This window comes from Mycolicibacterium sediminis, assembly GCF_010731735.1.
GTDB classification, from domain to species: domain Bacteria; phylum Actinomycetota; class Actinomycetes; order Mycobacteriales; family Mycobacteriaceae; genus Mycobacterium; species Mycobacterium sediminis.
In genome coordinates, this window is the sequence record NZ_AP022588.1 from 64,551 (window position 1) to 91,326 (window position 26,776).

Here is a 26,776-nt window from a genome sequence, read left to right on the forward strand (position 1 = left end):
TTTATTGCCTTGCGGGCGTTCCGCCGTCCACGGTGCCGCGGCCGGCCAACAGGTGCCCCACCAGCCCGTGCATCACCACGCTGCCCAGCACCACCACGATCGTCACCTCGAACGGCGTCTCGCCGGCCTCGTCGGGCGGCACGGCGTCGGCCGGCAGGGTGGGATCATCCCCGCCGGGCGGTCACCCCGCCACGCAGAACGCGTTGCCCTCCGGATCGGCCAGCGTCACCCACTCGAAGTCCGGACCGAAGCTGTTGCGACCGAGGTCCGTCGCACCCGCGGCGACGAGCCGCGCGACCTCGGCCTCCCTGTCCGCTGCGTGGAAGTCCACGTGCACCTTGTTCTTCCCGGGCGTCGGATCGGGCACCCGCTGGAAGCCCAGCGTCGGCCCCTGGTCCCACGCGACCATCACGAAGTCCCCGGGCGCCACGGCGTTCACCTCGCCGCCCACGGCGTCGGCCCACCAGGCGGCGAGCGTGTCGGGGTTCTCGCAGTCGAACGTGACCATCTCGACGTGAAGTGGCATGCCCGGCAGGCTAACCGATGGGGCCGACGCCTCGGAGCGAGTTGGTTGACGCGCTCGACAACGGGCACACCGACACCGTGGGCGTGGTGGTGATCGGCCAGATGGGCCGCGACGTGGTGGTACGGGTCGACGACCTTCCGGATCCCGGCGGCTCGGTGCCGGGCAGCGGCCGTCGCGAGATGCTCGGCGGCAAGGGCGCCAACCAGGCCGTGGGGCTGTCCCAACTCAGGGTGCCCACGGCGCTCGTCGCCGTCGCGGGTGACGACATCCAGGGGGCCGCGCTCCTGCGACAGGCGGCGCGGGACGGGATCGACGTCAGCTGCGTTCCGCGGCGCGGTCCCACGGCCCTGCTCGTCGACGTCGTCGACGCCCGTGGGGACAGGATGCTCGTGGAGGACGTCCCGGAGACGTCGCTGGTCACCGTCGACGACCTCGACCGCTGTTCGGCTCTGTTTCGATCCGCCGAGGTGGTGAGCATCCAGGCGCAACAGCCGAGGACCACCGTGCTCGCCGCCGCGCGCTACGCCGCTCGGCTCGGTGCCCTGGTGATGGTGGACGGCGCACCGGACGCCGAGGCCCTCGACGAGCTGCTGCCGTCGGTGGACGTCCTGCGCGCCGACGCGACCGAGGCGGAGCTGATCGCGGGCCACGCCGTCGAGACCGTGGACGACGCGACCGCCGTGGGCAAGCAGGTACTCGCCCACGGACCCGACCTCGTCGCGCTCGCCGTGCCGGACGTGGGCGACGTCCTGGTGTGGGACGGCGACCACGCGCTGTTCCCGCACGCAGACGTCCCCGTCGTCGACCGCACCGGTGCCGGTGACGCGTTCGTGGCGGGACTGCTGGCGGCGTTGCGCCGCGGCGACGATCCGCGACGCGCAGGCGAACTCGCCTCCGCCGCGGCCGGTTCCACGGTTCAGCGGCTCGGCGGACGACCCGACCTGTCGAGCCTAGGCGGGCGCCAGGAACGCTCGTAGCGCGGCCGAATACGACGCGACGTCCGACGCGCCCATGAGTTCGCGCGCGGAGTGCATCGCCAATTGTGCGGCGCCGACGTCGACGGTCGGGATGCCCGTCCGCGCCGCGGTCATCGGTCCGATGGTCGAGCCGCACGGCAGGTCGGCGCGGTGCTCGTAGCGCTGCAGCGGGACACCGGCCTGCTCGCACGCCAGCGCGAACGCCGCCGCGGTGCGCCCGTCGGTGGCGTAGCGCAGGTTCGGCTGGACCTTGAGCACCGGTCCTGCGTTCACCTCGATCAGGTGGCCGGGTTCGTGGCGCTCGGGGTAGTTGGGATGGGTGGCGTGCGCCATGTCGCCCGAGGCGACCATCGACCCCGGCAGCCTGCGCAGGAAGTCCTCCCGTGTGCCGCCCGCGGCCAGCGTGATCCGCTCGAGGGTGGTCGGAAGCAGTTCGGACTGGGCGCCGTGGTCGGACGTCGACCCGACCTCCTCGTGGTCGAACAGCACCAGCACCGGGACGTGGTCGCCGGGTTCTGCGGCGAGGAACGCCTCGAGTCCGGCGTAGCAGGTGCCCTGGTTGTCCAGCCGCGGCGCGCTCACCAGTTCGCGGTCGGCGCCGACCAACCGGGACGGGGTCAGGTCGTGGGTCATCAGGTCGGCGGCCAGGACGTCACGGGGGTCGACGTCGGCGAACTGGGCGACGTGGGCGAGGAAGTCCCCCGGCCCGTCACCCACCCCCCACACTGCGTTGACGTGCCGTTGCGGGTTCAGTTCGACGCCCCTGCGGTCCTCGGAGAGGTGAATCGCCAACTGCGGTACGCGCAGCAGCGGGTCGTCGATGCGGACGAGCACGTCCTCCACCGTGGTGCCTCGCCGCACCGACAGTCTGCCGCTGATCCCGAGGTCGCGGTCGAGCCACGAGTTCAGCCACGCCCCGCCGTACGGCTGCAGCGCGACGATGCGCCAGCCCGTGCTGAACCGGTCCGGGTGCTGCTTGACCCGCAGGTTGGGGCTGTCCGTGTGACCACCGACGATGCGGAACGGCGCACCCGCGTCCGCCGACTTCCACGCGATCAGCGAGCCGGCGCGCACCGTGAAGTATCGGCCACCATCCGCCGGCCACGCGTCGGCCTCGGACAGTTCGACGAAGCCCTCGTCGGCCAGTTGGGCCGCCGCCGTGGCGCAGACGTGGAACGGCGACGGCGATGCGTCGATGAACTCGCAGAGGCTCTCGGGGCTGGCTGCCATCCCCCCATCTTGGCGCGTCCCCCGACGGTGGGTCACCTTCCCCGGCGAGCGTGCGTGTCTGCGGGCGACACGCCGGTCGCGAACCGGACTTCGCGCACGCTCGCCGGGATCGAGTTCGGCGCGGGTCGCGGCAGCCCGAAGCCCCCGTGGGGGCTAGCTGCCATCTTTCGATCTCGACCGGCTCTTCGGGTCATCCCCGCGCTACTGTCCTCGTGTGGTTGATCTTGTTTCACAGCCGGTGCTGGCGCCGCTCACCCCGGCGGCGATCTTCATCGTCGCCGTCATCGACGACGGCGGCGAGGCCGCTGTGCACGACGCGCTCGGCGACATCTCGGGACTGGTGCGCGCCATCGGGTTTCGCGATCCCGCCAAGCACCTGTCGGTGGTCGCCTCGATCGGCTCGGACGCCTGGGACAGGCTGTTCGCCGGACCGCGCCCGGCCGAACTGCATCCGTTCGTCGAGCTGACCGGGCCCCGGCATTACGCCCCGTCGACGCCCGGAGATCTGCTGTTCCACGTCCGCGCCGAATCCCTGGACGTCTGCTTCGAACTCGCGAACCGGATCGTCGAGGCGATGGCGGGCGCGATCACCGTCATCGACGAGGTCCACGGGTTCAAGTTCTTCGACAACCGCGACCTCATGGGGTTCGTCGACGGCACCGAGAATCCCGACGGCCCGCTGGCGGTCAGCGCGACCCAGATCGGCGACGAGGATCCCGACTTCGCGGGCGGCTGCTACGTGCACGTCCAGCGCTACCTCCACGACATGAGCGCCTGGAAGTCGCTGTCGGTCGAGGAGCAGGAACGCGTGATCGGCCGCACGAAGCTCGACGACATCGAACTCGCCGACGACGTCAAGCCGCCCGATTCGCACCTCGCGCTGAACGTGATCACCGATGACGACGGCAACGAGCTGAAGATCCTGCGGCACAACATGCCGTTCGGCGAGATCGGCAAGGGCGAGTTCGGCACGTACTACATCGGCTACTCGCGAGCTGCCGCGGTCACCGAGCGGATGCTGCGCAACATGTTCATCGGCGACCCGCCGGGCAACACCGACCGCATCCTCGACTTCTCGACCGCCGTGACCGGGACCCTGTTCTTCACCCCTACGGCCGACTTCCTCGACGACCCGCCCGACCTGCCGGGTGCTGCGACGTCGACGGCCGAACCCACCCCCTCGTACGCCGGCTCACTGTCGATCGGCAGTCTGAAAGGACGACACTGATGAACAACCTGTACCGCCAACTTGCCCCGATCACCGACGAGGCGTGGGACGAGATCGAACAAGAGGCCACCCGAACGTTCAAGCGACACATCGCCGGTCGCCGCGTCGTGGACGTCAGCGAGCCCGGCGGTCCAGCCGCCGCGGCGGTGAGCACCGGTCACCTCCTCGACGTCGCACCACCCGGGGACGGCGTCGTCGCGCACCTCCGGGAGGCGCGGCCGCTGGTGCGTCTGCGGGTGCCGTTCACGGTCGGCCGGGTCGACGTCGACGACGTCGAGCGCGGCTCCCAGGACTCGAACTGGGATGCGGTCAAGGAGGCCGCCAAGCGGCTGGCGTTCGCCGAGGATCGCGCCATCTTCGAGGGGTACCCCGCCGCCGGCATCGACGGCATCCGCAAGGGCAGCTCGAACCCGCCGCTGACGCTGCCGAGCGACCCGCAGGAGATCCCCGACGCGATTGCTCAGGCGTTGTCGGCGCTGCGACTCGCGGGCGTCGACGGACCGTACGGCGTGCTGCTGTCGGCCGACGTCTACACGAAGGTGAGCGAGACGACGGCGCACGGCTATCCGATCCGCGAGCACCTCAACCGGCTCGTCGACGGCGAGATCATCTGGGCTCCTGCGATCGACGGCGCGTTCGTGCTGTCGACCCGCGGCGGGGACTTCGACCTCCGGCTCGGCACCGACGTGTCCATCGGCTACCTGTCCCACGACGCGGACACCGTCCAGCTGTACCTGCAGGAGACGCTGACGTTCCTCGACTACACCGCCGAGGCAGCGGTCGCGCTGACGACGTAGGGGCCGGTCAGGCCGTCAGTACCGCGTCCAGCGCGGACAGGAAGATGCCCAGCCCGTCGTCCGACGGCCCGGTGAGCGCCTCGGTGGCGTGCTCGGGGTGCGGCATCAGGCCGACGACGCGGCCGTTCGCCGAGCTGATGCCTGCGATGTTGCGCTGTGAGCCGTTGGGGTTGTCGCGGTAGCGGAACACCACGCGGCCCTCCCCCTCGAGTTCGTCGAGTACCTCGTCGCTCGCCTGGAAGCGGCCCTCACCGGACTTGAGCGGCACGAGGATGTCGGCGCCCTCGTCGTAGCGGGTGGACCACGCCGAATCGCTCGAGGCGACCTCGAGCCAGATGTCCTTGCACACGAAGTGCAGTCCGGCGTTGCGGGTCAGCGCGCCGGGCAGCAGGCCCGCCTCGCACAGCACCTGAAAACCGTTGCAGATGCCCAGGACCGGCATCCCCTTCTCGGCGGCGTCGACGACCTCGCCCATCACGGGGGCGAACTTCGCGATTGCTCCGCAGCGCAGGTAGTCACCGTAGGAGAACCCGCCGGGGACGATCACCGCGTCGACGCCCTTGAGGTCTGCGTCCGCGTGCCACAGGTTGACGGGCTCGGCGCCGGCGAGCCGCACGGCGCGGGCAGCGTCGACGTCGTCGAGCGACCCGGGGAACGTGATGACGCCGACGCGCGTGCTCACTCCGACTCCCGGTGCACCGAGAACTCCTCGATGACGGTGTTGGCGAGCAGGGACTCCGCGATCTCGTTGAGCGCGGCGTCGCTGACGGTGTCGTCGACCTCGAGTTCGAACCGCTTGCCCTGCCGGACATCCGAGATGCCGGAGTGGCCGAGACGGCCGAGGGCGCCGACGATCGCCTGCCCTTGCGGGTCGAGGATCACGGCCTTCGGCATGACGTGGACTACAACCCGGGCCACGGGCGGCTCCTTCTGATGGAGATTGGTCGGTCTCGACTCTACCGGCGGCACAATGGAGGGATGCAATTGACGCATTTCGGCCATTCCTGCCTGCTCGCGAGCTTCCCCGACGGTTCGGGCGGCGACACGACCGTCCTCTTCGACCCGGGCAACTTCTCGCACGGCTTCGAGGGCATCACCGGCCTGTCGGCGATCCTGGTCACCCACCAGCATCCCGACCACGCCGACGTCGAGCGTCTGCCCGCGCTGATCGACGCGAACCCGCAGGCCAAGCTGTACGCCGACCCGATGACGGCGGCGCAGCTCGGCGACCCGTGGACGGCGGTGCACGCCGGCGACGCCCTCGAGATCGGCCACCTGGCCGTGCGCGGTGTCGGCGGCACGCACGCGGTGATCCATCCGGAGATCCCCGTCATCGACAACATCTCCTACCTGGTGGGTGACGGGGATCACCCGGCGCGCCTCATGCATCCGGGCGACGCCCTCTTCACCCCCGGTGAGCCCGTCGACGTGCTGGCGACCCCCGCGGCCGCGCCGTGGATGAAGCTGTCCGAGGCCGTCGAGTACCTGCGCGCGGTCGCGCCGACGCGCGCCGTCCCGATCCACCAGGCCGTGGTGGCCAAGGAGGCGCGCGGCATCTACTACGGACGGCTGTCGGAGATGACCGACACCGACTTCCAGGTCCTCGAGGAAGAGAGCGGCACGGCCTTCTGATGGGCGAACGGGTCGTGTTCACCGGGCACATCGCCGGGTTCGGCACGGGGTCGGGCGTCCGGTTCGTCGTGGGCTCGTGGCTGACGTCCCCGTTCGGACGCTTCGCCGACGTCATGGTCGAGACCGCGGACGGCGTGCGCACCCTCCTCGCCCCGAGCCGGGAGATCGCCGACTTCGTCTCGGCCACATACACGTTCGACCGGACGGAACTGGGGACGGTCACCGTCGACCACGCTCCGGACGGGTTCGGCGTGACGGGTCCGGGTCTCGAGGTGGCGGGAACGCTCGGTGAGCCCGCACCCTTCGACTGGCTGCTGCGCCTCGTGCCCGCACCGCTGTCGCGTGCGCCGCTGTGGTTGCGCGCCATCGATCCCGTGGCCTCGCGACTGGTGTCGGGCGTGCACACGGCGGGCAGCGCGGGCAACGGCCGACGCGAGTACTACGGCGTGCGCAGGACCCGCCACATCGCGACGCTTCGGGGCGAATTCCAGGGTGCCGATCTCGGCGGGGTGGCCGCGCTCGATCCGCCCGTCCGGTTCGGCTTCTCCTCGGCCCCACCGACACCGCAGATGGTGTCGGTGACCACGACGATCGACCTGCCCTAGGCGGCGTCGGTCAGCGCGGCCCGCGGTTCCCAGCGGTACACGGCGGGCACGCATCCGTGCATGACGGCGAGGTCGACGGCGTCGAGTACGGCCTGCCGCAGACCCGGTCGGCTGAGCTGGTTCGCCGCCACCGCGATCCGGACCGTTCCGGAGCGGCGGGCGGTGCGGTCGGCGGCCAGCACCAGCGTGCGGCACCACCACGGCTCGGCGAGGAAGCCCTCACCGATGCCCAGCACCCGCGCCCGCTGCGTCGAGTGGCGGACCAGGTCGGTGACGCCGTTGATGCCGGCGAGGAGCCGAAACCCGTTGCGAGGCAATGCCATGGTCGCACCCTGGGACACCGTCCAGCCGGGGGCCGCGAAGAGGCGCGTGCGCAGGCCGAGGTGCTCCAGCACGCGGTCGGCGCCCATCAATCGGAGGTTCGCCTCGTGGGCGGGCAGCGTGGCAAACTCGCTGCGCCGCTTCTTGGTGGCGGCCTCGTCGTAGCCGTGCAGGACGATCGCATCGCCCTGTGCTCGGCGGTCCGTCAGCCAGTCGACGGCGACCGGGTCGGCGTCGAGCCGGTATCCGCCCTTGCGGCGCGGCGCCACCAGGAACGACGCCGGCACGTCACGCCTGGCGAGTTCGGCGCGGAACGCGTCCGCGTCGGCCAGCGTGCGGTCCCTGACCCCGGACATCGAGACGATCAGTTCTCCAGCCACGTTCGGAGTATGGCAACGCGAGGTGTCCGGACGGTGACGGACGCGTGCGCGGGAGTTGACGATTTGGTGGGTGGGCGGGCAACGAACCCAGTGCTCAGCGGGGCACGACCGCCTCGATGGCGTTGATCACCTCGACGGCATCGGGTTCGGTGCGGGGCCGGAAGCGGTGGACGACGGTGCCATCGGGTGCGAGCAGGAACTTCTCGAAGTTCCACTGCACGTCGCCTGCGTCGCCGGCGTCGTCGGCGGTCTTGGTGAGTTCCTCGTACAGCGGGTGCCGGTCGGCGCCGTTGACGTCGGTCTTGGCCAGTAGCGGGAACGTCACCCCGTAGGTGGTGGAGCAGAACTCCTGGATCTCCTCCGCGGTGCCCGGCTCCTGACCCATGAACTGGTTGCAGGGCACCCCCACCACGGTGAGGCCGCGGCCGGCGTAGCCCTCGGCGAGCTTCTCGAGCGCGGTGTACTGCGGGGTGAGTCCGCACTTCGAGGCGACGTTGACGATCAGCGTTGCGCCGTCCGACAATTCCGCCAACGTGGTCGTCGTGCCGTCGAGCGTGGTGAGGGGGATGTCCTTGAGGGTCACGTCGTCGACGCTAACACCGGGTCCTGGTCGACCTGCCCGTCACCGTGATTCTCGGGGTCGGCGGTGGCGAGGATCCAGGCGTACTGGAAGGCGGCTTCCTTCCAGCGCTCGTACCGTCCGCTGATCCCACCGTGACCGGCGACCATCTCGGTCTTCAGCAGCACCGAGCGAACGTCCGAGTGTCGCAGTGCGGCAACCCACTTCGCCGGCTCGGTGTAGTACACGCGGGTGTCGTTGAGCGACGTCATCGCGAGGATCGACGGGTACGCCTTCGCCTCGACGTTCTCGTACGGCGAGTAGGACTTCATGTAGTGGTAGACGTCCTCGTCGGCCAGCGGGTTGCCCCACTCGTCCCACTCGGTGACCGTCAACGGCAGCGACGGGTCCAGGATCGTGGTGAGCGCGTCGACGAACGGCACCTGCGCGAGGATCCCCGCGAACGCGTCGGGCGCCAGGTTGGCCACCGCGCCCATCAGCAGCCCGCCCGCGCTGCCGCCCAGGGCGACCAGATTCTCCGCCCGCGTCACGTCCGTGTCGACGAGATGCCGTGCGACCGCGATGAAGTCGGTGAACGTGTTGCGCTTGTTGAGCAGCTTGCCCTGCTCGTACCACGGCCTGCCCAGCTCACCCCCGCCGCGCACGTGGGCGATGACGAACGCCATCCCACGGTCGAGCAGCGACAGCCTGGCGATGGAGAACCGCGGGTCCTCGCAGGATTCGTAGGCGCCGTACCCGTAGATCAGCGTCGGCGCCGGGAACTGGAGCCCGGCCCGGTGGATGATCGAGACCGGGACGCGGGCGCCGTCCTCCGCGACCGCCCAGTCACGCCGCTCGACGTACTCGTCGGGACGGTAGTCGCCGAGGACCGGCTGCTCCCGCAACAGGATTCGTTCGCCGCTGGCCAGGTCGATGTCGTAGATTCGCAGCGGCACCACGAACGAGGTGGTCGCCACCCGCAGTCGCGGCGCCGACCAGTTCGGGTTGCCCGCCAGCCCCGACGACGTCAACTCGGTCTCGAACGTGACGTCCTCGGCACGGCCGTAGTCGCCGTCGGCGTGGATCGGCCACAGCTGGATCTTGGGCAGCGCTTCGCTGCGGTAGCTGACCACCAGCAGACCGTCGAACGCGTCGACGGCGTCGAGCCGGACGTCGTCGCGGTGTTCGATGAGGGTCCGGAACGCAGTCGGATCGCCGACCGGCGCGTCGACGAGCGTGAAGTTCACGGCACCGTCGTTGTGCAGGATGAGGAAGCGGTCCTCCCCTCCGACCACGGCATGCTCGGCCGAGTACTCGACCAGCTCGCGGCGGGGCAGGATCGACGTGAACGTCGCCCTGGGGTCGGTCGCATCGGCGTACAGCATCTCCGAGGTCACCGAACTGCCGGCGGCGATGAAGAGGTACTTGTCGCTGCGCGACCGGCCGACGCCGATCCAGAACCGCTCGTCGGGTTCGTGGTAGACCCGCTCACCCGGCCGGCCCGCGCCGAGCCGGTGCCGCCACACGGTGTCGGGTCGCCATGCCTCGTCGACGGTGACGTAGTAGATCGTCGCGTTGTCGGCGCCCCAGGTGGCACCCCCGCCGATGCCCACGATCTCGTCGTCGTACATCTCCCCGGTACGCAGGTCCTTGAACTTCAGCGTGTAGCGCTCGTCGCCGAGGACGTCGACGGAGTAGGCCAGCGTGTGACCGTCGATGCTGATCGTGGCGGCGCCGAGGGAGAAGAACTCGTGACCGTCGGCCTCGACGTTCTCGTCGAGCAGCACCTGCTCGCCGGGGATCTCGGTGTGCTCGTCGAACTGAGGCGGCGTCCAGTCGCCCGGATCCGCAACGGGGCAACGGCAGTGCACGCCGTACTGCTTGCCCTCGAAGCTGCGGCCGTAGTACCACCAGTCGGCGCGGCGCGTGGGCACCGACAGGTCGGTCTCCTTGGTGCGGGCCTTGATCTCGTCGAAGATCTTCTGCCGCAACGGCTCCAGCCGCGCGGTCTCCTGCTCGGTGTAGGCGTTCTCCGCCTCGAGGTAGGCGATGACGTCGGGGTTGGACTTGTCGCGCAGCCACTCGTAGTGGTCGACGAAGACGTCGCCGTGGTGCTCCCGGCGGTGTTCCACCCGCGTGGCGATCGGCGGTGTACCGGTCATGAAGCTGTCATCCAATCGTCGAATCTCAGTCCTGAAATACGTTCGTAGGCCTCGATGTAGCGCGCCCGGGTGGCCTCGACCACGTCGGACGGCAACGCAGGTGGTGGCGTCTCGCCGTGACGGTCCCAGCCGGACTCGGGGCCCGTCAGCCAGTTGCGGACGAACTGCTTGTCGAAGCTCTCCTGCACCTCGCCCTCCCGGTAGGCGTCGGCCCGCCAGTAGCGCGAGGAGTCGGGCGTGAACACCTCGTCGGCGAGCACGAGGTCACCGTTGGCGTCGGTGCCGAACTCGAACTTCGTGTCCGCGATGATGATGCCCTTGCTCAGCGCGTGTTCGGCCGCCTGCGTGTAGATCTCCAGCGTGCGGTCGCGCACCTCGGCGGCGCGCTCGGCACCAATCATCTCCACGACGTCGGCGAACGTGATGTTCTCGTCGTGGTCCCCCAACTCGGCCTTCGACGCGGGCGTGAACAGCGGGGTCTCGAACTTGCTCGCCTCGGTCAGGCCCTCGGGCAGCGGGATGCCGCAGACCTCACCCGTCGCGCGATAGTCGATGATGCCGGACCCGGTCAGGTAGCCGCGCGCCACGCATTCGACGGGCAGCATCTCCAACTGACGGACCACCAGCGCCCGACCGAGCACCTCGGCGGGGATGCGCTCGTCGTCGGGCGGACCGGCGAGGTGGTTGGGCGCCTTCAGGTGGTCGAAGAAGAACACGCTCATCGCGGTCAGGATGCGGCCCTTGTCGGGGATGCCGCCCTCGAGCACGAAGTCGTAGGCGGAGATGCGATCGCTGGCCACGAACAGCAGGTGGTCGGCGTCGACGCGGTACAGCTCACGCACCTTGCCGCTCGCCAGATGGTGGTAGTCGCTCAGAGCTGGGCGCATTCGGCAACACTATCTGCTGGGATCAGGGCATGAGTTCTCGTTACGTGCCGTACGCGACCACGCCCGGTCGCCTGCTCGTCCAGCTGTTCAGTGACGCCGTGGTGGTGTTCTGGTCGGTGATCTGGGTGTTCGTCGGCCTCGCCGTGCACTCCGCGGTGGCCACGATCGCCGAGGTGGGCCGGCAGGTCAACGACGGCGCCAACGGGGTCGCCGGGAACCTCAACTCGGCCGGCGACAACGCCGACGACTTCCCACTGGTCGGCGACGCGCTCGCCAAGCCGCTGCGCGCGGCCAGCGACGCGGCGCGGGACATCGCGGGCGCCGGCGCCAGCCTCGACTCGACGGCGTCCTGGCTGGCGGTGGTGCTGGCGCTAGCGGTGGCGGCGCCGCCCATCCTGTTCGTCGCGATGCCCTGGCTGCTGCTGCGCATCCGCTTCTTCCGGCGCAAGTGGGTGGCCGTCACGCTCGCTGCCACGCCCGCGGGCGAGCAGTTGCTCGCGCTGCGCGCCCTGGCCAACCGCCCGCTGGGCAAGCTCGCGGCCGTGAGCATCGACCCCGTGGGCGCCTGGCGGCGCGACGACGCTATCGCGGTCCGCGGGCTCGCCGACCTGGAGCTGCGCAGCGCCGGCATCGCCCGCCGCAAGTAGCTATTTGTGCACCCGCAGCCGCGCTCACCGCGGTGTGGTGTCTCGGGACATCGCTGACACATATGTCGCGGGACATCGCTGACACTCATGGTGCCTGGTGGGGTTCGCGGGTGCGATAGGTACGGGTGGTTTTGTCGCCGCGTTGGTGTCTGCGGGTGGGGTCGGCGGTGAACGCGCGAACGAGGCGGTTGCCGCTGAAGATGGTGATGTGGTCACCGTCGCGGATGCTGATGCAGTCGTGGCCGGCCCATCGAAGTCCGACGTTGACGCGGTAGGGCGGCACGTACAGGTTGCCGCCGATCTGGTCGACGCGATGGCGGGATACGAACAGCGGCCCAGGGAGCGGACGGTCGGCGGGGCAGGCCTTGACAGTGGCGCGAAACGCCTCGGCGGGGGTCGCTCCCCGTAGGGCTCGGTGCGGCCGGTGGTGGTTGTAGAACGTGCGGTATTCGTCGAGCATGGCGTTGAGTTCGGTGAGCGAGGCTGCTGGATCGTGGGCGTCGAGCCACTTCTTGAGGGTCTGCCAGAAGCGCTCGATCTTGCCGCACGTCTGCGGATGGAAGGGGGTCGAGTTGACGGCGCGTACGCCGAGGGCTCGGAGGTTGATCTCGAACGCCGATTCATGGGCGTGGAATCTTCCGGTGTACACGATTCCGTTGTCCGACAACGACATCGACGGTATTCCGCACTCGGCGATACCGGCCAGAATGACCGACCAGACCAATGCGCCGTCAGCGTCGGCGTCGGCGGCGCGTAGACCTACCGCGTAGCGGGAGTGGTCATCGAGGCTGCCCGCGATGGCGACCGCAGTGCCGTCGGCCAGGGACCATCGGGTCCAGTCCGACTGCCAACATTCGTTGGGCCGGTCGAAGGTGAAGCGCTTGATCGACGACTTCGGACGTTTCTGCGGCTGCGGGGTGATCGCACCGCGGCGGGTCAGGATCTGCCACACCGTCGACGGCGACGGCACCGCGGGCACCCGTCGCGCTGCAACGACCACACGATCGACTGGGCGCCGTGATCGCGGCCCTGTTCGATCAACTGCTTGCGGCGGCGCACCACGATGTCCTCGATCTCGGGTGAGGTCTGCCCTGGCGAAGTCGACGGGCGCCGGGACCGGTCCCGCAACCCGTCGATCCCTTCCTCGCGGAAGCGCCGGCGGTATTTGTAGAACGTCTGCCGACTGATGCGCTCGTCGCGACAGAACGCCGCCACATTGTCCAACTGCCCGGCCACCGCCGCAGCCATCCGAATGTCCATCGCCGTCACCTTCTGGGCCATGAACCATCCTGGTCGCGGCCCTACTCAGGTGTCAGCGATGTCCCCAGACACATCGGTGTCAGCGATGTCCCCGAACAGAACACCGCGCTCACCGCGGTTCCGCGTGCACAAATCGCACAGAACGGAACGCGATCGCGGGCTGGCGCGTCAAACCACGCGTGCTCGATGAACTACTTCGGCGCCACGACGGCGTCATCACGACCTCGCAGGCGAGCCGCGCCGGTCTCAGTCAGGACGCCGTCGACCGCCGCGTGCGATCGGGGCACTGGCGACGCTGCGCGCGAGGCGTCTACTTCGTCGACGACCGCCCCTTCACCGATGCCGCCCGAATCCGTGTGGCCGTCTGGAGCAACGGTGACCGAGCGGTCGCCAGCGGCCTGGCAGCCGCGTGGTGGATCGACCTCACCAAGTTCGCACCCGAGGTCGCCGAGGTCACCGTGCCGCGGGTGAGCAACCACGTACGGCGTCCCGGCGTCCGGCTGCGGCGACGAGATCTGCGAGTCAACGACGTCACGGACTGCAGGGGCTTGCGTGTGACGACGCTGCCTCTGACGGTGGTCGAGGCCGCGACCAGGCGCGGTGGAGGACCGAAGCTCTTGGATCAGGCGCTTCAACGACATGCTCAACTGCCGGCGCTGTGGACGGCACATCTACGGAACAAGGGGCGTCACGGTTCGCCCGCCGCGCGACGCCTCCTGCAAGCCGCGGACGACGGTGCTCGATCCGAGGCCGAGCGCGAGATGGCGCGCCTGCTGCGAGCGGCCGGGATCACCGGATGGAAGCCGAATCGACGCATCGCCGGCTACGAGGTCGACGTCGTGTTCCGCGACGCCAAGGTGGCCATCGAGATCGACGGCTTCGCGTTCCACAGCGACGCCGACGCGTTCCAGCGGGACCGGAGCAAGCAGAACGCGATCGCACTGGCCGGGTACCAGGTGCTGCGCTTCACCTGGCTCGACCTCGTCGAGTACCCCGGTCGGGTCATCGCAGAGGTAAAACGAGCGATTCGTGCACGCTGAGCCGCGGTGAGCGCGGTGTTCTGTTCGGGGACATCGCTGACACCGATGTGTCTGGGGACATCGCTGACACCTGAGTAGGGCCGCGACCAGGATGGTTCATGGCCCAGAAGGTGACGGCGATGGACATTCGGATGGCTGCGGCGGTGGCCGGGCAGTTGGACAATGTGGCGGCGTTCTGTCGCGACGAGCGCATCAGTCGGCAGACGTTCTACAAATACCGCCGGCGCTTCCGCGAGGAAGGGATCGACGGGTTGCAGGACCGGTCCCGGCGCCCGTCGACTTCGCCAGGGCAGACCTCACCCGAGATCGAGGACATCGTGGTGCGCCGCCGCAAGCAGTTGATCGAACAGGGCCGCGATCACGGCGCCCAGTCGATCGTGTGGTCGTTGCAGCGCGACGGGTGCCCGCGGTGCCGTCGCCGTCGACGGTGTGGCAGATCCTGACCCGCCGCGGTGCGATCACCCGCAGCCGCAGAAACGTCCGAAGTCGTCGATCAAGCGCTTCACCTTCGACCGGCCCAACGAATGTTGGCAGTCGGACTGGACCCGATGGTCCCTGGCCGACGGCACTGCGGTCGCCATCGCGGGCAGCCTCGATGACCACTCCCGCTACGCGGTAGGTCTACGCGCCGCCGACGCCGACGCTGACGGCGCATTGGTCTGGTCGGTCATTCTGGCCGGTATCGCCGAGTGCGGAATACCGTCGATGTCGTTGTCGGACAACGGAATCGTGTACACCGGAAGATTCCACGCCCATGAATCGGCGTTCGAGATCAACCTCCGAGCCCTCGGCGTACGCGCCGTCAACTCGACCCCCTTCCATCCGCAGACGTGCGGCAAGATCGAGCGCTTCTGGCAGACCCTCAAGAAGTGGCTCGACGCCCACGATCCAGCAGCCTCGCTCACCGAACTCAACGCCATGCTCGACGAATACCGCACGTTCTACAACCACCACCGGCCGCACCGAGCCCTACGGGGAGCGACCCCCGCCGAGGCGTTTCGCGCCACTGTCAAGGCCTGCCCCGCCGACCGTCCGCTCCCTGGGCCGCTGTTCGTATCCCGCCATCGCGTCGACCAGATCGGCGGCAACCTGTACGTGCCGCCCTACCGCGTCAACGTCGGACTTCGATGGGCCGGCCACGACTGCATCAGCATCCGCGACGGTGACCACATCACCATCTTCAGCGGCAACCGCCTCGTTCGCGCGTTCACCGCCGACCCCACCCGCAGACACCAACGCGGCGACAAAACCACCCGTACCTATCGCACCCGCGAACCCCACCAGGCACCATGAGTGTCAGCGATGTCCCGCGACATATGTGTCAGCGATGTCCCGAGACACCACACCGCGGTGAGCGCGGCTGCGGGTGCACAAATCGCCCCAGGATCAGGCGAGCGAGACCACCATGTGCCGCATGCCGGTGTGTCGATTGCTGCGGGTCCACTCAACGGGCCGCACCAGCGTCGCCGACGAGAAGCGCGTCAGCAGCTCCTCGAACAGGACGCGTAGCTCCAGGCGCGCCAAGTTGGCGCCGAGGCAGTAGTGCACGCCGTGCCCGAAGCCCAGGTGCGGGTTGGGTTTGCGCGTCACGTCGAACACGTCGGCGTCGGCGAACACCGACATATCACGGTTGGCCGAGCCCTCCCACACCTGCACCTTCTGCCCCGCCTCGATCTCGACACCGCCCAGCGTGCACGCGCGGGTGGCGGTGCGGCGCTTGGACGGCGAGGGCGAGGTCCAGCGGACCATCTCCTCGACGGCGACGGGCAGCCCGTCCAACGAGTCGCGCAGCGACGTCAGCGCCAGGGGGTTCTCGATCAGCGCCAACAGCCCGCCGGCAACCGCGTTGCGTGTGGTCTCCGCGCCGGCGCTGAACAGCAGGCTGAAGAACAGGTACAGCTCGAGGTCGGTCAACGCGCAGTCCCGGTCGTTGGCCACCACCGAGAGCATGTCGTCGGTGGGGTCGCGGCGCTTGGCGGCGATCAACTCCTGCCCGTAGGCGTACATCTTCGCGCCGGCGTCCTCGCTGGCGGTCCGGCCGAGGTCGAACTGCGGCTCGATGGCGTGGAACAGCCAGTGCCGCTCCGACTCCGGTACGCCGAGCAGGATGCAGATCATCTGCATCGGCAGCTCCGCCGCAACGTCGACGAGGAAGTCGAACGGCTCCCCGGCCACAACGGAGTCCAGCAGCCGCCGCGTCCTGGCGCGCAGGTCGTCCTCGACCCGCCGGATCATCCGCGGCGTCAGCCCCGACGACACCAGCCGGCGGATCTGGGCGTGCCGCGGGTCGTCCATCATGTTGAGCACCTGACCCGCGATCGCGAGGTCCTGCAGCAGGGTGCCGCCGTAGGGCCGGGCACCTCCGGTCACCGACGAGTAGGTCTCCGGGTCGCGCAGCACCGCAAGCACGTCCGCGTGCGCGGCGACCGTCCAGAAACCCTCACCGTCCGGCGTATGCGCGGTGGGCTCGTGCCAGTACACCGGCGCCTCGGCGCGGTGGCGGGAGAAGATCTCGTGCGGGAACCCCGACGCGAAGTTGTCGAGGTCGGTGAGATCCACCCCCGCCATGCTCACAAGATGTCGCCCGAGGTGTACCTCGCCGCCTCGGGGAACTGGTCGACCAGCCCTTCGACGGCGGCGACCACCGAATCGACCTGTGCGCCCGCGGCTCCGGTGAACGCGGCCCGGTCGGCCAGCGCGGCGTCGAGTGCGGCGCGGTCGAGCGGCAGTCGCGGGTCGGCCCCGAGCCGGTCCAGCAGGTCGGGCTCGGATCCCTTCTCGCGCATGGCGAGTGCGACGGCGACGGCGTGTTCCTTGATCACCTCGTGGGCGGCCTCGCGGCCCACGCCCGCGCGCACGGCGGCGATCAGGATCCGCGTCGTGGCGAGGAACGGCAGGTAGCGGTCGAGTTCGCGCTGAATCACCGCGGGGTAGGCGCCGAACTCGTCGAGGACGGTCAGGAACGTCTCGATCTGCCCGTCGACGGCGAAGAACGCGTCGGGCAGCGCCACCCGGCGCACGACCGAGCAGAACACGTCGCCCTCGTTCCACTGCGCGCCGGCGAGTTCGGCGGCCATCGAGCCGTAGCCGCGCAGGATCACCTGCAGGCCGTTGACGCGCTCACACGACCGGGTGTTCATCTTGTGCGGCATCGCCGACGATCCGACCTGGCCCTCCGCGAAGCCCTCGGTGACCAGTTCGTGTCCGGCCATCAGCCGGATGGTGTGGGCGAACGACGACGGTCCCGCGCCGAACTGCACCAGCGCCGACACCACCTCGTGGTCGAGCGACCGCGGGTACACCTGCCCGACGCTGGTGAACACGACCGAGAACCCGAGGAAGTCGGCGACCCGGCGCTCCAGTTCGTCTAGCCGCGAGGTGTCCCCGTCGAACAGGTCGAGCATGTCCTGCGCGGTGCCCATCGGTCCCTTGATGCCACGCAGCGGGTACCGGTCGATCAACTCGGCGAGCCGGATCAGCGCGAGCATCGTCTCCTCGGCCGCGGACGCGAACCGCTTGCCGAGGGTGGTGGCCTGCGCGGCGACGTTGTGCGAGCGGCCCGCCATCACCAGGTCGCGGTACTCGGCGGCCCGCGCGGCCAGTCGCGCGACGACGGCGACGCCGTGGCTGTGCACCACTTCGAGCGAGCGGCGGATCTGCAGCTGCTCGACGTTCTCCGTGAGGTCGCGGCTGGTCATGCCCTTGTGCACGTGCTCGTGACCGGCGAGCGCGTTGAACTCCTCGATGCGGGCCTTGACGTCGTGGCGGGTGACGCGTTCCCGCGCGGCGATCGACGCGAGGTCGACGTTCTCGAGCACGCGCTCGTAGTCCTCGACGACGCCGTCGGGCACCGCGACGCCCAGTTCGGCCTGCGCCCGCAGGACGGCGACCCACAGTCGGCGCTCGGCGACGATCTTGGCCTCGGGGGACCAGATCGCCCGCATCTCCTCGCTGGCATAACGGTTGGCCAGGACATTCGGGATCGTCACGAACACAGAGCCTAACGGCGCGTGCGGCGACGCTTCCATACTGAGGCAAGCTAGGGCCGTGTACTTCGTGGGCTTGGACCTGGCGTGGGGCGAGCGGAAGCCGACCGGCGTCGCCGTGCTGGACTCCGACGGCGCCCTGGTCCACATGTCGGCGCAGACCGACGACGCCAGCATCCTCGCCGCGATCCGGCCGTACGTCGAGGGCGACTGCGTGCTCGGCATCGACGCTCCGCTCATCGTGGTCAACGCCACGGGCAACCGGCCCTGCGAGGCGGCGCTGAACCGGGACTTCCGCCCGTTCCAGGCCGGGGCCCACCCCGCGAACACCGGCAAGCCCGAATTCTCGAAGGGCACCCGTGCCGGCCGGCTGGCCACCGCTCTCGACCTGGACCTCGACCCGTTCGGCAGCGGTCCCCGCCGCGCCCTCGAGGTGTACCCGCACGCCGCGTCGGTCGCGCTGTTCCGCCTGGGCAGGACGCTGAAGTACAAGGACAAGAAGGGCCGCGACCTCGATCACCTGCGCGCCGAGCTGCTCCGGCTGATCGACCTGATCGAGGGACTCGAGCATGCGCCCGTCCGGATGGTCGCCACGGCCAACGCCGAGTGGACGCGGTGCCGCGACGCCGCCGAGCTGGCCACCCGCAAGAGCGAGCTGCGCCGCGTCGAGGACCCCGTCGACGCCGTCCTGTGCGCCTACGTGGCGATGTACTCGGTGCGCAGGCCGGACGACGTAACCGTCTACGGCGACGCCGAGACCGGATACGTCGTGACGCCCACCCTGCCCGCCGACCTGCTTCCGCAGAAGACCGAGCCGCACACGGCGACGAACGCCGTGGCGGAGTACGCGGCGCGCAGGCCGGGCCTCGTCGTGGCGACCGACCACTACCTGGGGCTGGTGACGTCGTTGCTCGACGACGCCGGCATCAACTACCTCAGCATCACCGCGCGGACCAAGAGCGTCGAGTCGTTCGCGGCGAAGGCGGTCCGCACCGTCGACGACCGGCCGATGTTCGTCGACCCGCTGAACGAGATCACCGATCAGGTGGGGCTGCGGGTCATCACCTATCTGCGTGAGGACGTCGGGACCGTCGCGACACTGCTGGGCGACGAGATGACGCTGCTCGACGACCGCGACATGGGCCTGGAGACCGCCCGCGAGGGTCGGTGGGGGTATGCCAGCAGGCACCTGCTGGTGGGCGTGGAGGGTGAGCGGCAGCCGGCGTCGATCCAGGTGCGCACCGTCCTGCAGCACGCGTGGGCGGAGTTCGAACACGACGTCCGCTACAAGGGCTCGATCCCCGCCGAGCACGCGCCGGACCTGGATCGCCGGTTCACGCTGGCGGCCGGGCTGCTGGAGCTGGCGGACAGCGAGTTCACCGCGATCCGCGAGCGGCTGCGCGTCACGATGGTCGACACCGACGAGCCCTCGTCGGATCCCCGCATCGCCACCCCGGTGCTCGCGACGTACCTCGGCAACCGCTACGCCGACGCCGGCTGGTCGCGCACCGACCACTACGGGTGGATCTCCGGTCTGCTGCTCGAACTGGGCATCACGACGCTCGACGAGCTGACCGACGTCCTCGACGGCGTCGACGAGGACGCCGTGAACCGGGCGATGGGATACCGCTACCCGGCGGGCGCGGTCCGCCGTCTCGACGACGTGCTGCTGGCCGTGTTCCGCGACCGGTTCGTCGATCTCGCCGGCAATGAGCATCGAAAGGAGTTGCTGCAGAACAGGTTCGAGCGCCAGCGCGCCGGCCTGGAGGCTACGGCGACTCCCCCAGATTCGTCGGATCGCTGATGCCGGCGCCGCGGATGCCCAGCTGCTTGTTGATCACCTGGGTGATCAGGAACAGCACGATGCCGGTCACGACGAGGATCCCGGCGAGCACGTACTGCTGAACCGGCCGACCCGAGAACGGAAGCACCAGGTACGCCGACGCGAAGAAGCCGACGACGGGTAGCGCCGTCGGGGTTCTGAAGTGACCACCGGTGGCCTGGACGTCGCGGCGGAGCACCAGCACGGCGACGTTGACCATGGCGAACACGGCGAGCAGCAGCAGCGACGTCGTGCCGCCGAGCACGGCTATCGCGTTGCTGTTCGCGAAGGCCGTCACGTAGAAGATGAGCCCGAACGCGATCAGCGTGGTGAACAGGATCGCCACCCAAGGTGCGCGGCTCTTGGGGTGCACCACGCCCAAGACCGGCGGCAGGACGTGCTGGCGGGACATGCCGTAGATCAGCCGACTGGCCATCAGCATGTTGATCAGGGCGGTGTTGGACACCGCGAACATGGAGATGAACGGCAGGATCGTCTCGATCGGCAGCCCGGGCGCGCCGGCCTTGACCACCTCGACGAGCGGGGTGTCGCTGGCTTCGAGCACCCCGATGGGCACCAGTGCCACGGCCACGATCGCCACGATGACGTAGACGACGCCGGCGATCCCGAGGCCAGTCAGCAGGACCTTGGGGAAGATCCGCACCGGGTCCTTGGTCTCCTCGGCCATGTTCACCGAGTCCTCGAAGCCCACCATCGCGAAGAAGGCCAGCGACGTCGCCGAGGTGACGGCGAGGAACCAGTGCTTGTCCTCTGCGGTCTCGAACGCCACGACGCGGGAGAAGTCCACGTCGGCTCCGCCGCCGCCGAAGGCCCAGAAGCCGACGCCGATCACCAGCAGCAGTCCCGAGATCTCGATGATGGTCAGGACGACGTTGAGCTTGACGCTCTCGCCGACGCCGCGCAGGTTCACCATGGCGATGAGCGCCATGAACGCCAGGGCCATGACGACGATTCCGGTCTTGCCCCAGTCCAAGTCGAACGCCGTGAAGAAGTTCGAGGCGAAGAACCGGGAGGCGGTGCTCGCGGACGTGATCCCCGAGCACATCACGATGAACGCCACCAGGAACGTGACGAACTGGACGCCGAATGCCTTGTGCGCGTATAGCGCAGCACCCGCCGCCTGGGGGTACTTGGTGACGAGTTCGAGGTAGCTGAAGGCCGTGATGGTGGCGACCAGGAAGGCCACCAGGAACGGAACCCATGCCGCCCCACCGACTTCGGCGGCGACGTCACCGACCAGCGCGTAGACGCCGGTGCCGAGGATGTCCCCCACGACGAACAGCAGCAGGAGGCCGGGGCCCATCACGCGTTTCAGTTCGGGTTGCTTGTCGACCGTTTCGGCCTTGGACATCGCGACCTTCCTGTCAGTCGACTGTGTCAGGACATCATGGGTCAACCCCCGCCACGGCGCGCGTCAATCGCCCAAAGCCGCCCAGTTTCGTGTCGTACCGGTCATGCTCGACACCGCGTCCAGCACGCGCGCGACCACCGCAGGATCCTGCGGCCGCTGCCACCCGAAGGTCGTCGGGCGCTGGGCGCGGTCGTGCCAGAAGTGGCCGGGACTGGACTCTGGACGCGTCGCGACGAGCCACACGGCGGTGTCGGCGGCGTCGCGCGCGTCGCGCAGCAGCGGCAGGGTGATGCTGCGGAAGGTCGGCAGGGCCTCGGCGACCCCGGGAGTTTCGGCCCAGCCGGGATGCATGCTCTCGACGCGGACGTCGCCCGACGCGAGCCGTGTGGCCCACGCGTCGGCGAGCACCACCTGCATGCGCTTGGTTCGCGCGTAGACCCGGACGCCGTCGTAGTCGCCGCGGGTGGACTCGAGGTCGTCGGCGCTGAGCGCACTGCTGTACATGCCACCCGAGGACATGAACACGACCGACGAGCCGCCCGCATTGCGCAGTAGCGGCAGCAGCCGATCGGTGATCAGGTGTGGTCCGAGCACGTGGACGGCGAGTTGGCTCTCGTGGCCCTGCGGCGTCTCGACGCGCTGCTTCGGCATGGCGCCTGCGTTGTGGACGACGCCGTGCAGGGCGTCGACGCGCGTGGACAGGTCGTCCGTCCACTCCCGCACCGCGTCGAGATCCCCGACGTCGCAGACCTCGTCGTGGACTACCGCACCGGGCACGGTCTCGCGGATCGCCGCGGCGGACCGGCGTACCCGGTCGCGATTGCGGCCCACCAGGTGCACCTCTGCCCCGAGGCCGGCGAACGAGCCGGCCATCGCCTCTCCGATGCCCGCGGTGGCGCCGGTCACGACGACGCGCTTGCCCGCGAGTGCGTCTGACGGCGGGTCCGCGGGCCACCACAGCCTGCGCAGACCGGAGCCGAGCTTGGTGTACCCGACCAGCGAGCGGTCGAGCAGGACGTCGGCGATGCTGGTCAGGGAGGGGTTCATCGCCCCCGACGGTATCCGGTCAGACGCCCGCGGTGTCGAACGGCGCCAGGACGTCGATGACCTCGACGAGCGTCGCGCGCGCCGTGGCGCGGGGCCCGTCTCCCACACCGACGAGGGAGGCGACGACGGCACCGTCGACCGCACACACGAGGGCGGTGACGAGTTCGTCGCGGACCGCGCGACCGGAGCGTTCGACGACCTCGACGACGGCATCCGCACGCTGCTGCATCATGCGGCGTTGCACGTCGCGCAGGCCGGGTTGGCGTGCGCATGCGATGTACCGCTCGTAGCGGGAGATGAGTTCCTCCGACTCCCGACTGCCGGGGCCCTCGCCCACCAGGAGGTCGACGAGGACGTCGGCCGTCGACTCGGCGCCGCGCCGGCGGCGGGAAAGTCCGGCGACGCGGAAGTTCAGCATCTCCAGTTCGCGACTGCCGACGTGTTCGACGGCCTTGGCGATGAGGTCGTCGAGCGAGGAGAAGTAGTAGGTGGTCGACGCCAGCGGGAGGCCCGCGCGGCGCGCGACGGCACGGTGCCGGACGGCGTCGAAGCCGCCCTCGCACAGGAGGTCGGCGGCCGCGCTGACGAGCGCGAACCGTCTCCTCTCACCCTTCGGGGTGACCGCTGCCGTCACGTCTTGCATGCTGCCAGTCGCGGGGTCGCGGCATAGCGGTTTCGGCCAATCGTCAGGCGTGGTTCGGGAATCCGTCGTTCGCTTCGTTTTTCGCGTGTTCCGCCCCGCCCCGGTCCGGCACTCAGCCGGCTTTGGCATAGTGGCCCCCGTGTCCGAACTCAGCCGGCGAGCCATCCTGCGCCTCGGCGTCGGGGCGGCAGTCGGCGCCGCCGGCGCCTACGCGATCGGTTCGACAGCGAGTCACGTATCCGTCGACGGGACACCCGTCTCGATGACCGGCGTCGGTTCTCCGATGGCTCCACTCGCCCCGCAGCCCCCGCTCCAGCCCGCCACGCCCGCCCCGACCTACGTCACCGGATCGTTCACCTCCGCGGCACGCGGCGGCGTCACGACCAACTGGGCGATCGCACGCCCGCCGGGGCAGACCGCGCCGCTGCGTCCCGTCATCGCGCTGCACGGCAAGGGCAGCGACGCCGCGACCGTGATGGCCGGCGGAGTCGAACAGGGCCTCGCGCAGGCGGTGGCCGCCGGCCTGCCGCCGTTCGCTGTCGTCGCCGTCGACGGTGGGGGAAGCTACTGGCACCGCCGCGCGTCGGGCGAGGACACCGGCGCCATGGTCCTCGATGAGTTGATCCCCATGCTGGCGGGACAGAACCTCGACACCTCCCGCGTGGGCTTCCTCGGCTGGTCGATGGGCGGATACGGCGCACTGCTGCTGGGTTCCCGGCTCGGTCCGGCCCGGACCGCCGCGATCTGCGCGGTGAGCCCGGCACTCTGGACGACGTCGGGCGCCGCCGCACCTGGAGCGTTCGACGGCGCCGACGACTTCGCTGCCAACAGCGTGTGGGGGCTGCCGAACCTGGGTTCGATCCCGATTCGGATCGACTGCGGCAACGGCGATCCGTTCGCGTCCGCCACGCGCCAGTTCATCGCCGAGTTGCCGACCCCGCCGGCCGGCGGCTTCTCTCCCGGCGGTCATGACGGCGCGTTCTGGAGTTCGCAGCTGCCGGCCGAGATCACCTGGTTGGCGCCACTCCTGGTCGCTTAGCCGTCGAGGGCCAGCCGGCCTTCGGCCGCGGCCAACCCGATGTCGGTGCGAAAGTGGGCGCCCGGCAGGCGGATCGAGCCCATCAGCGCGTACGCGGCGTCGCGGGCCGCCGTCAGGTCGGCACCGGTGCCGACGACCGACAGCACTCGGCCGCCGGACGACACGATCGCACCGTCGTCCCGTCGCGCGGTGCCCGCGTGCAGCACGCCGTCGGCCTCCGCGCCGATGATCGCGTCGCCGACCCGCGGTCGCCCGGGATAGTTCTCCGCGGCCAGCACCACCGTCACCGCCGCACCGTCGTTCCAGACCAGCGGTGGCTGCTCCGCGAGTGACCCGGTCGCAGCGGCGTGCAGCAGCCCCGCAAGCGGCGTCCCCAGCAGCGCGAGCACCGACTGCGTCTCGGGATCACCGAAACGGCAGTTGAACTCCACCACGGAGGGACCGCGCGACGTCATCGCCAGGCCCGCGTAGAGCAGGCCGGAGAACGACGATCCGCGGCGAACCAGTTCTGCGGCAACGGGTTCGACGACCTCGGCGACTATCTGCTCGACGGTTCCCGGGGGCAGCCACGGCAACGGCGCGTAGGCGCCCATGCCGCCCGTGTTGGGTCCGCTGTCGCCGTCGCCGACGCGCTTGAAGTCCTGGGCAGGCAGTAGTGCGACGACGGTCTCGCCGTCGACCACGCAGAACAGGCTCACCTCGGGGCCGTCGAGGAACGACTCGAGCAGCACCGGGTGGCCCGAGTCGAGCAGGCTGGCCGCGTGCGCGCGTGCCGCGTCGCGGTCGTCACTCACCACCACGCCCTTGCCCGCGGCCAGCCCGTCGTCCTTGACCACCCATGCCCGCTCGCCGGCCGCGGGGCCGAACCGGTCCAGCGCGGCGTCGAGATGCGCTGGGTTGTCGACGATCTCGCTGCGTGCGGTGCGGACGCCCGCGGCGTCCATCACGTCCTTCGCGAAGGCCTTGGAACCCTCGATGCGGGCGGCGTCCCTGGAGGGGCCGAAGCAGGCGATGCCCGCCTCGCGCACCGCGTCGGCGACACCGAGTACCAGTGGGACCTCCGGACCCACCACCACCAGGTCGGTCCCGAGCTTCGTGGCGAGTGCGACGACGGCCTCACTCGAGGTGATGTCGACGTCGTACTGATCGGCCACGGCGGCCGTACCGGCATTGCCCGGCGCCACCGCCAGAGCGGTCACCTCCGGATCGCGCCGCAGCGCCAACAGCAGGGCGTGTTCGCGGGCGCCTGACCCGATCACGAGGACGTGCACGGTTGACCACCCTAGACCCAACGACCACGGCCATACATCCGACGCTTGGGTGTATGGTCGCAGGCACACGTGCCGCACGTCACACGGAAGGTGGCCGCCATGACGACCATGCAGAATCCCCTGCCCCCCGGGTACGACTTCACCGACCCCGACGTCCTCCTCCAGGGCATCCCCGTCGCCGAATTCGCGGAGCTACGTCAGACGGCACCGGTCTGGTGGAATGCCCAGGGCCAGTCGATCTTCGACGACGGCGGCTACTGGGTGGTGACCAAGCACGAGGACGTCAAGTCCATCTCGAAGAACGGCGACCTGTGGTCGACCAACCGCAAGGGCGCCGTCATGCGACTGCCCGACGGCGTCACCAGCGACCAGCTCGAACTGACGAAGGCGCTGCTGATCAACCACGACGCGCCCGAGCACACGCGGCTGCGCAAGATCGTCTCGCGGTTGTTCACGCCCCGCGCCGTGGCCGCGCTGGAGCAGACGTTGGCCTCGGCGGCTGCCGACATCGTCCGCCGGGCCGCCGAGAAGGAGAGCGGGAACTTCGTCGACGACATCGCGACGAACCTGCCGCTGCAGGCGATCGCCGATCTGATCGGCGTACCCGAGGAGGACCGGCAGAAGCTCTTCCACTGGACCAACTGCATCATGAACACCGACGATCCCGACTTCGACTCGGACCCGACGACGGCCAACGCCGAACTCATGGGTTACGCGTACAACATGGCCGAGGAGCGCAGGCGCAACCCGGCCGACGACATCGTCACCCGACTCATCCAGGCCGACGTCGACGGCGAGGCGATGGGCGACGTCGAATTCGCATTCTTCGTCATCCTGCTGGCGGTGGCGGGCAACGAGACCACGCGCAACGCGATGACCCACGGCATGAACGCGTTCTTCGACAACCCCGACCAGTGGGAGCTGTTCAATCGGGAGCGCCCGGCCACCGCCGTCGACGAGATCATCCGCTGGGCCACCCCGGTGCACTGCTTCCAACGCACGGCGCTGACCGACGTCGAACTCGGCGGGGTCACCGTCGAGGAGGGTCAGCGAGTCGGGCTGTTCTACAGTTCCGCGAACTTCGACGGCGACGTCTTCGACCGGCCGTACGACTTCGACGTGACGCGAAACCCCAACCCGCACCTGGCCTTCGGCGGAAACGGTGCGCACTACTGCATCGGAGCCAACCTCGCTCGCATGGAGATCAAGCTGATCTTCAACGAGATCGCCGACCAGCTCCCGAACATCTCCAAACTCGCTGAGCCGCAACGGCTGCGGTCGGGATGGATCAACGGGGTCAAGGACCTGCAGGTCTCCTACCGGGGCTGACCCGGGGCCGGGATCG

General features: G+C 69.5%; 25 protein-coding genes and 2 pseudogenes. 11 read left to right on the forward strand and 16 right to left on the reverse strand.

The features are described 5' to 3' along the window. Position 1 precedes the first annotated feature (1 nt). On the reverse strand, positions 2 to 142 hold the full coding sequence (locus G6N64_RS00380; RefSeq protein WP_163795110.1) for a hypothetical protein: 141 nt from the start codon (positions 140 to 142) through the stop codon (positions 2 to 4). A gap of 39 nt (positions 143 to 181) precedes the next feature. Further along, positions 182 to 526, reverse strand: a complete 345-nt coding sequence (locus G6N64_RS00385) for a VOC family protein (RefSeq protein WP_163795112.1) — start codon at positions 524 to 526, stop codon at positions 182 to 184. A gap of 41 nt (positions 527 to 567) precedes the next feature. Between G6N64_RS00385 and G6N64_RS00390 the strand changes: the two genes are divergently transcribed. After that, positions 568 to 1,503: a PfkB family carbohydrate kinase gene (locus G6N64_RS00390; RefSeq protein ID WP_246230868.1), complete on the forward strand. Its 936-nt coding sequence runs from the start codon at positions 568 to 570 to the stop codon at positions 1,501 to 1,503. Here G6N64_RS00390 and G6N64_RS00395 read toward each other — a convergent pair. Further along, positions 1,477 to 2,733, reverse strand: coding sequence for a M18 family aminopeptidase (locus tag G6N64_RS00395; protein ID WP_163795114.1), 1,257 nt, complete (start codon positions 2,731 to 2,733; stop codon positions 1,477 to 1,479). The genes G6N64_RS00390 and G6N64_RS00395 overlap by 27 nt on opposite strands. Positions 2,734 to 2,947: 214 nt before the next feature. Here G6N64_RS00395 and G6N64_RS00400 point away from each other — a divergent pair, with 214 nt between their 5' ends. Both G6N64_RS00400 and G6N64_RS00405 read left to right on the forward strand, forming a co-directional pair. Next, the gene (locus tag G6N64_RS00400) at positions 2,948 to 3,961 is read left to right on the forward strand and encodes a Dyp-type peroxidase (protein ID WP_163795115.1); all 1,014 of its coding nucleotides are present in this window, start codon (positions 2,948 to 2,950) and stop codon (positions 3,959 to 3,961) included. Next, positions 3,961 to 4,758 (forward strand): family 1 encapsulin nanocompartment shell protein, encoded by a 798-nt coding sequence (locus G6N64_RS00405; RefSeq protein ID WP_163795116.1) that lies wholly within the window; start codon positions 3,961 to 3,963, stop codon positions 4,756 to 4,758. Before G6N64_RS00400 ends, G6N64_RS00405 begins: the two co-directional genes overlap by 1 nt. 7 nt (positions 4,759 to 4,765) lie before the next feature. Here the strand turns inward: G6N64_RS00405 and purQ are convergent, their stop codons facing one another. Together purQ and purS are read right to left on the reverse strand one after the other, a co-directional pair. After that, positions 4,766 to 5,440, reverse strand: a complete 675-nt coding sequence (gene purQ, locus G6N64_RS00410) for a phosphoribosylformylglycinamidine synthase subunit PurQ (RefSeq protein WP_163795117.1) — start codon at positions 5,438 to 5,440, stop codon at positions 4,766 to 4,768. Beyond that, positions 5,437 to 5,676: a phosphoribosylformylglycinamidine synthase subunit PurS gene (purS, locus tag G6N64_RS00415; protein ID WP_163795118.1), complete on the reverse strand. Its 240-nt coding sequence runs from the start codon at positions 5,674 to 5,676 to the stop codon at positions 5,437 to 5,439. Before purS ends, purQ begins: the two co-directional genes overlap by 4 nt. Positions 5,677 to 5,736: 60 nt before the next feature. Here purS and G6N64_RS00420 point away from each other — a divergent pair, with 60 nt between their 5' ends. Both G6N64_RS00420 and G6N64_RS00425 read left to right on the forward strand, forming a co-directional pair. Further along, positions 5,737 to 6,390: an MBL fold metallo-hydrolase gene (locus G6N64_RS00420; RefSeq protein ID WP_163795119.1), complete on the forward strand. Its 654-nt coding sequence runs from the start codon at positions 5,737 to 5,739 to the stop codon at positions 6,388 to 6,390. Further along, a complete protein-coding gene (locus G6N64_RS00425; protein ID WP_163795120.1) occupies positions 6,390 to 6,995 on the forward strand; it encodes a hypothetical protein in 606 nt (201 codons plus the stop codon). Before G6N64_RS00420 ends, G6N64_RS00425 begins: the two co-directional genes overlap by 1 nt. Here G6N64_RS00425 and G6N64_RS00430 read toward each other — a convergent pair. The 4 genes from G6N64_RS00430 to G6N64_RS00445 all read right to left on the reverse strand — a co-directional run bounded on the left by G6N64_RS00430 (position 6,992) and on the right by G6N64_RS00445 (position 11,304). Beyond that, positions 6,992 to 7,696 carry a DUF2334 domain-containing protein gene (locus G6N64_RS00430; RefSeq protein WP_163795121.1) on the reverse strand — a complete coding sequence of 235 codons (705 nt, stop codon included), beginning with the start codon at positions 7,694 to 7,696 and terminating at the stop codon, positions 6,992 to 6,994. The genes G6N64_RS00425 and G6N64_RS00430 overlap by 4 nt on opposite strands. 94 nt (positions 7,697 to 7,790) lie before the next feature. After that, positions 7,791 to 8,279, reverse strand: a complete 489-nt coding sequence (locus tag G6N64_RS00435; protein ID WP_163795122.1) for a glutathione peroxidase — start codon at positions 8,277 to 8,279, stop codon at positions 7,791 to 7,793. Beyond that, positions 8,276 to 10,417 carry a S9 family peptidase gene (locus G6N64_RS00440; protein ID WP_163795123.1) on the reverse strand — a complete coding sequence of 714 codons (2,142 nt, stop codon included), beginning with the start codon at positions 10,415 to 10,417 and terminating at the stop codon, positions 8,276 to 8,278. Before G6N64_RS00440 ends, G6N64_RS00435 begins: the two co-directional genes overlap by 4 nt. Beyond that, a complete protein-coding gene (locus G6N64_RS00445) occupies positions 10,414 to 11,304 on the reverse strand; it encodes a phosphoribosylaminoimidazolesuccinocarboxamide synthase (RefSeq protein WP_163795124.1) in 891 nt (296 codons plus the stop codon). The genes G6N64_RS00440 and G6N64_RS00445 overlap by 4 nt, the downstream gene beginning before the upstream one ends. Positions 11,305 to 11,333: 29 nt before the next feature. Between G6N64_RS00445 and G6N64_RS00450 the strand changes: the two genes are divergently transcribed. Then, positions 11,334 to 11,951: a hypothetical protein gene (locus G6N64_RS00450; RefSeq protein ID WP_163795125.1), complete on the forward strand. Its 618-nt coding sequence runs from the start codon at positions 11,334 to 11,336 to the stop codon at positions 11,949 to 11,951. A gap of 85 nt (positions 11,952 to 12,036) precedes the next feature. On the opposite strand, the pseudogene G6N64_RS00455 reads toward G6N64_RS00450, so the two are convergent. After that, a pseudogene (locus G6N64_RS00455) lies at positions 12,037 to 13,232 on the reverse strand (IS481 family transposase). 158 nt (positions 13,233 to 13,390) lie between these two features. On the opposite strand from G6N64_RS00455, the gene G6N64_RS00460 reads away from it, so the two are divergent. Then, positions 13,391 to 14,251: a type IV toxin-antitoxin system AbiEi family antitoxin domain-containing protein gene (locus tag G6N64_RS00460; protein ID WP_163795126.1), complete on the forward strand. Its 861-nt coding sequence runs from the start codon at positions 13,391 to 13,393 to the stop codon at positions 14,249 to 14,251. Between the two features lie 98 nt (positions 14,252 to 14,349). Next, positions 14,350 to 15,544, forward strand: a pseudogene (locus G6N64_RS00465) (IS481 family transposase). Between the two features lie 93 nt (positions 15,545 to 15,637). Here G6N64_RS00465 and G6N64_RS00470 read toward each other — a convergent pair. Further along, a complete protein-coding gene (locus G6N64_RS00470; RefSeq protein WP_163795127.1) occupies positions 15,638 to 16,819 on the reverse strand; it encodes a cytochrome P450 in 1,182 nt (393 codons plus the stop codon). A gap of 2 nt (positions 16,820 to 16,821) precedes the next feature. Further along, positions 16,822 to 18,240, reverse strand: coding sequence for an adenylosuccinate lyase (purB, locus tag G6N64_RS00475; RefSeq protein ID WP_163795128.1), 1,419 nt, complete (start codon positions 18,238 to 18,240; stop codon positions 16,822 to 16,824). 58 nt (positions 18,241 to 18,298) lie between these two features. Here purB and relZ point away from each other — a divergent pair, with 58 nt between their 5' ends. Then, the gene (relZ, locus tag G6N64_RS00480) at positions 18,299 to 20,041 is read left to right on the forward strand and encodes a bifunctional ribonuclease/(p)ppGpp synthase (RefSeq protein WP_163795129.1); all 1,743 of its coding nucleotides are present in this window, start codon (positions 18,299 to 18,301) and stop codon (positions 20,039 to 20,041) included. Here the strand turns inward: relZ and G6N64_RS00485 are convergent. From G6N64_RS00485 to G6N64_RS00495, 3 genes are all read right to left on the reverse strand, one after another. Next, positions 20,007 to 21,431 (reverse strand): APC family permease, encoded by a 1,425-nt coding sequence (locus G6N64_RS00485; RefSeq protein ID WP_163795130.1) that lies wholly within the window; start codon positions 21,429 to 21,431, stop codon positions 20,007 to 20,009. The two genes, relZ and G6N64_RS00485, sit on opposite strands and share 35 nt — an antisense overlap. A gap of 63 nt (positions 21,432 to 21,494) precedes the next feature. Then, on the reverse strand, positions 21,495 to 22,478 hold the full coding sequence (locus G6N64_RS00490; RefSeq protein WP_163795131.1) for an SDR family oxidoreductase: 984 nt from the start codon (positions 22,476 to 22,478) through the stop codon (positions 21,495 to 21,497). Between the two features lie 19 nt (positions 22,479 to 22,497). Continuing rightward, the gene (locus G6N64_RS00495; protein ID WP_163795132.1) at positions 22,498 to 23,121 is read right to left on the reverse strand and encodes a TetR/AcrR family transcriptional regulator; all 624 of its coding nucleotides are present in this window, start codon (positions 23,119 to 23,121) and stop codon (positions 22,498 to 22,500) included. Between the two features lie 130 nt (positions 23,122 to 23,251). On the opposite strand from G6N64_RS00495, the gene G6N64_RS00500 reads away from it, so the two are divergent. Then, positions 23,252 to 24,160 (forward strand): alpha/beta hydrolase, encoded by a 909-nt coding sequence (locus G6N64_RS00500; protein ID WP_409370790.1) that lies wholly within the window; start codon positions 23,252 to 23,254, stop codon positions 24,158 to 24,160. Here the strand turns inward: G6N64_RS00500 and purD are convergent. After that, complete coding sequence (gene purD / locus G6N64_RS00505; RefSeq protein ID WP_163795133.1) at positions 24,157 to 25,431, reverse strand: phosphoribosylamine--glycine ligase; 1,275 nt, start codon at positions 25,429 to 25,431, stop codon at positions 24,157 to 24,159. The genes G6N64_RS00500 and purD overlap by 4 nt on opposite strands. Before the next feature lie 99 nt (positions 25,432 to 25,530). On the opposite strand from purD, the gene G6N64_RS00510 reads away from it, so the two are divergent. After that, positions 25,531 to 26,760 carry a cytochrome P450 gene (locus G6N64_RS00510; protein WP_163795134.1) on the forward strand — a complete coding sequence of 410 codons (1,230 nt, stop codon included), beginning with the start codon at positions 25,531 to 25,533 and terminating at the stop codon, positions 26,758 to 26,760. Positions 26,761 to 26,776: the final 16 nt, after the last annotated feature.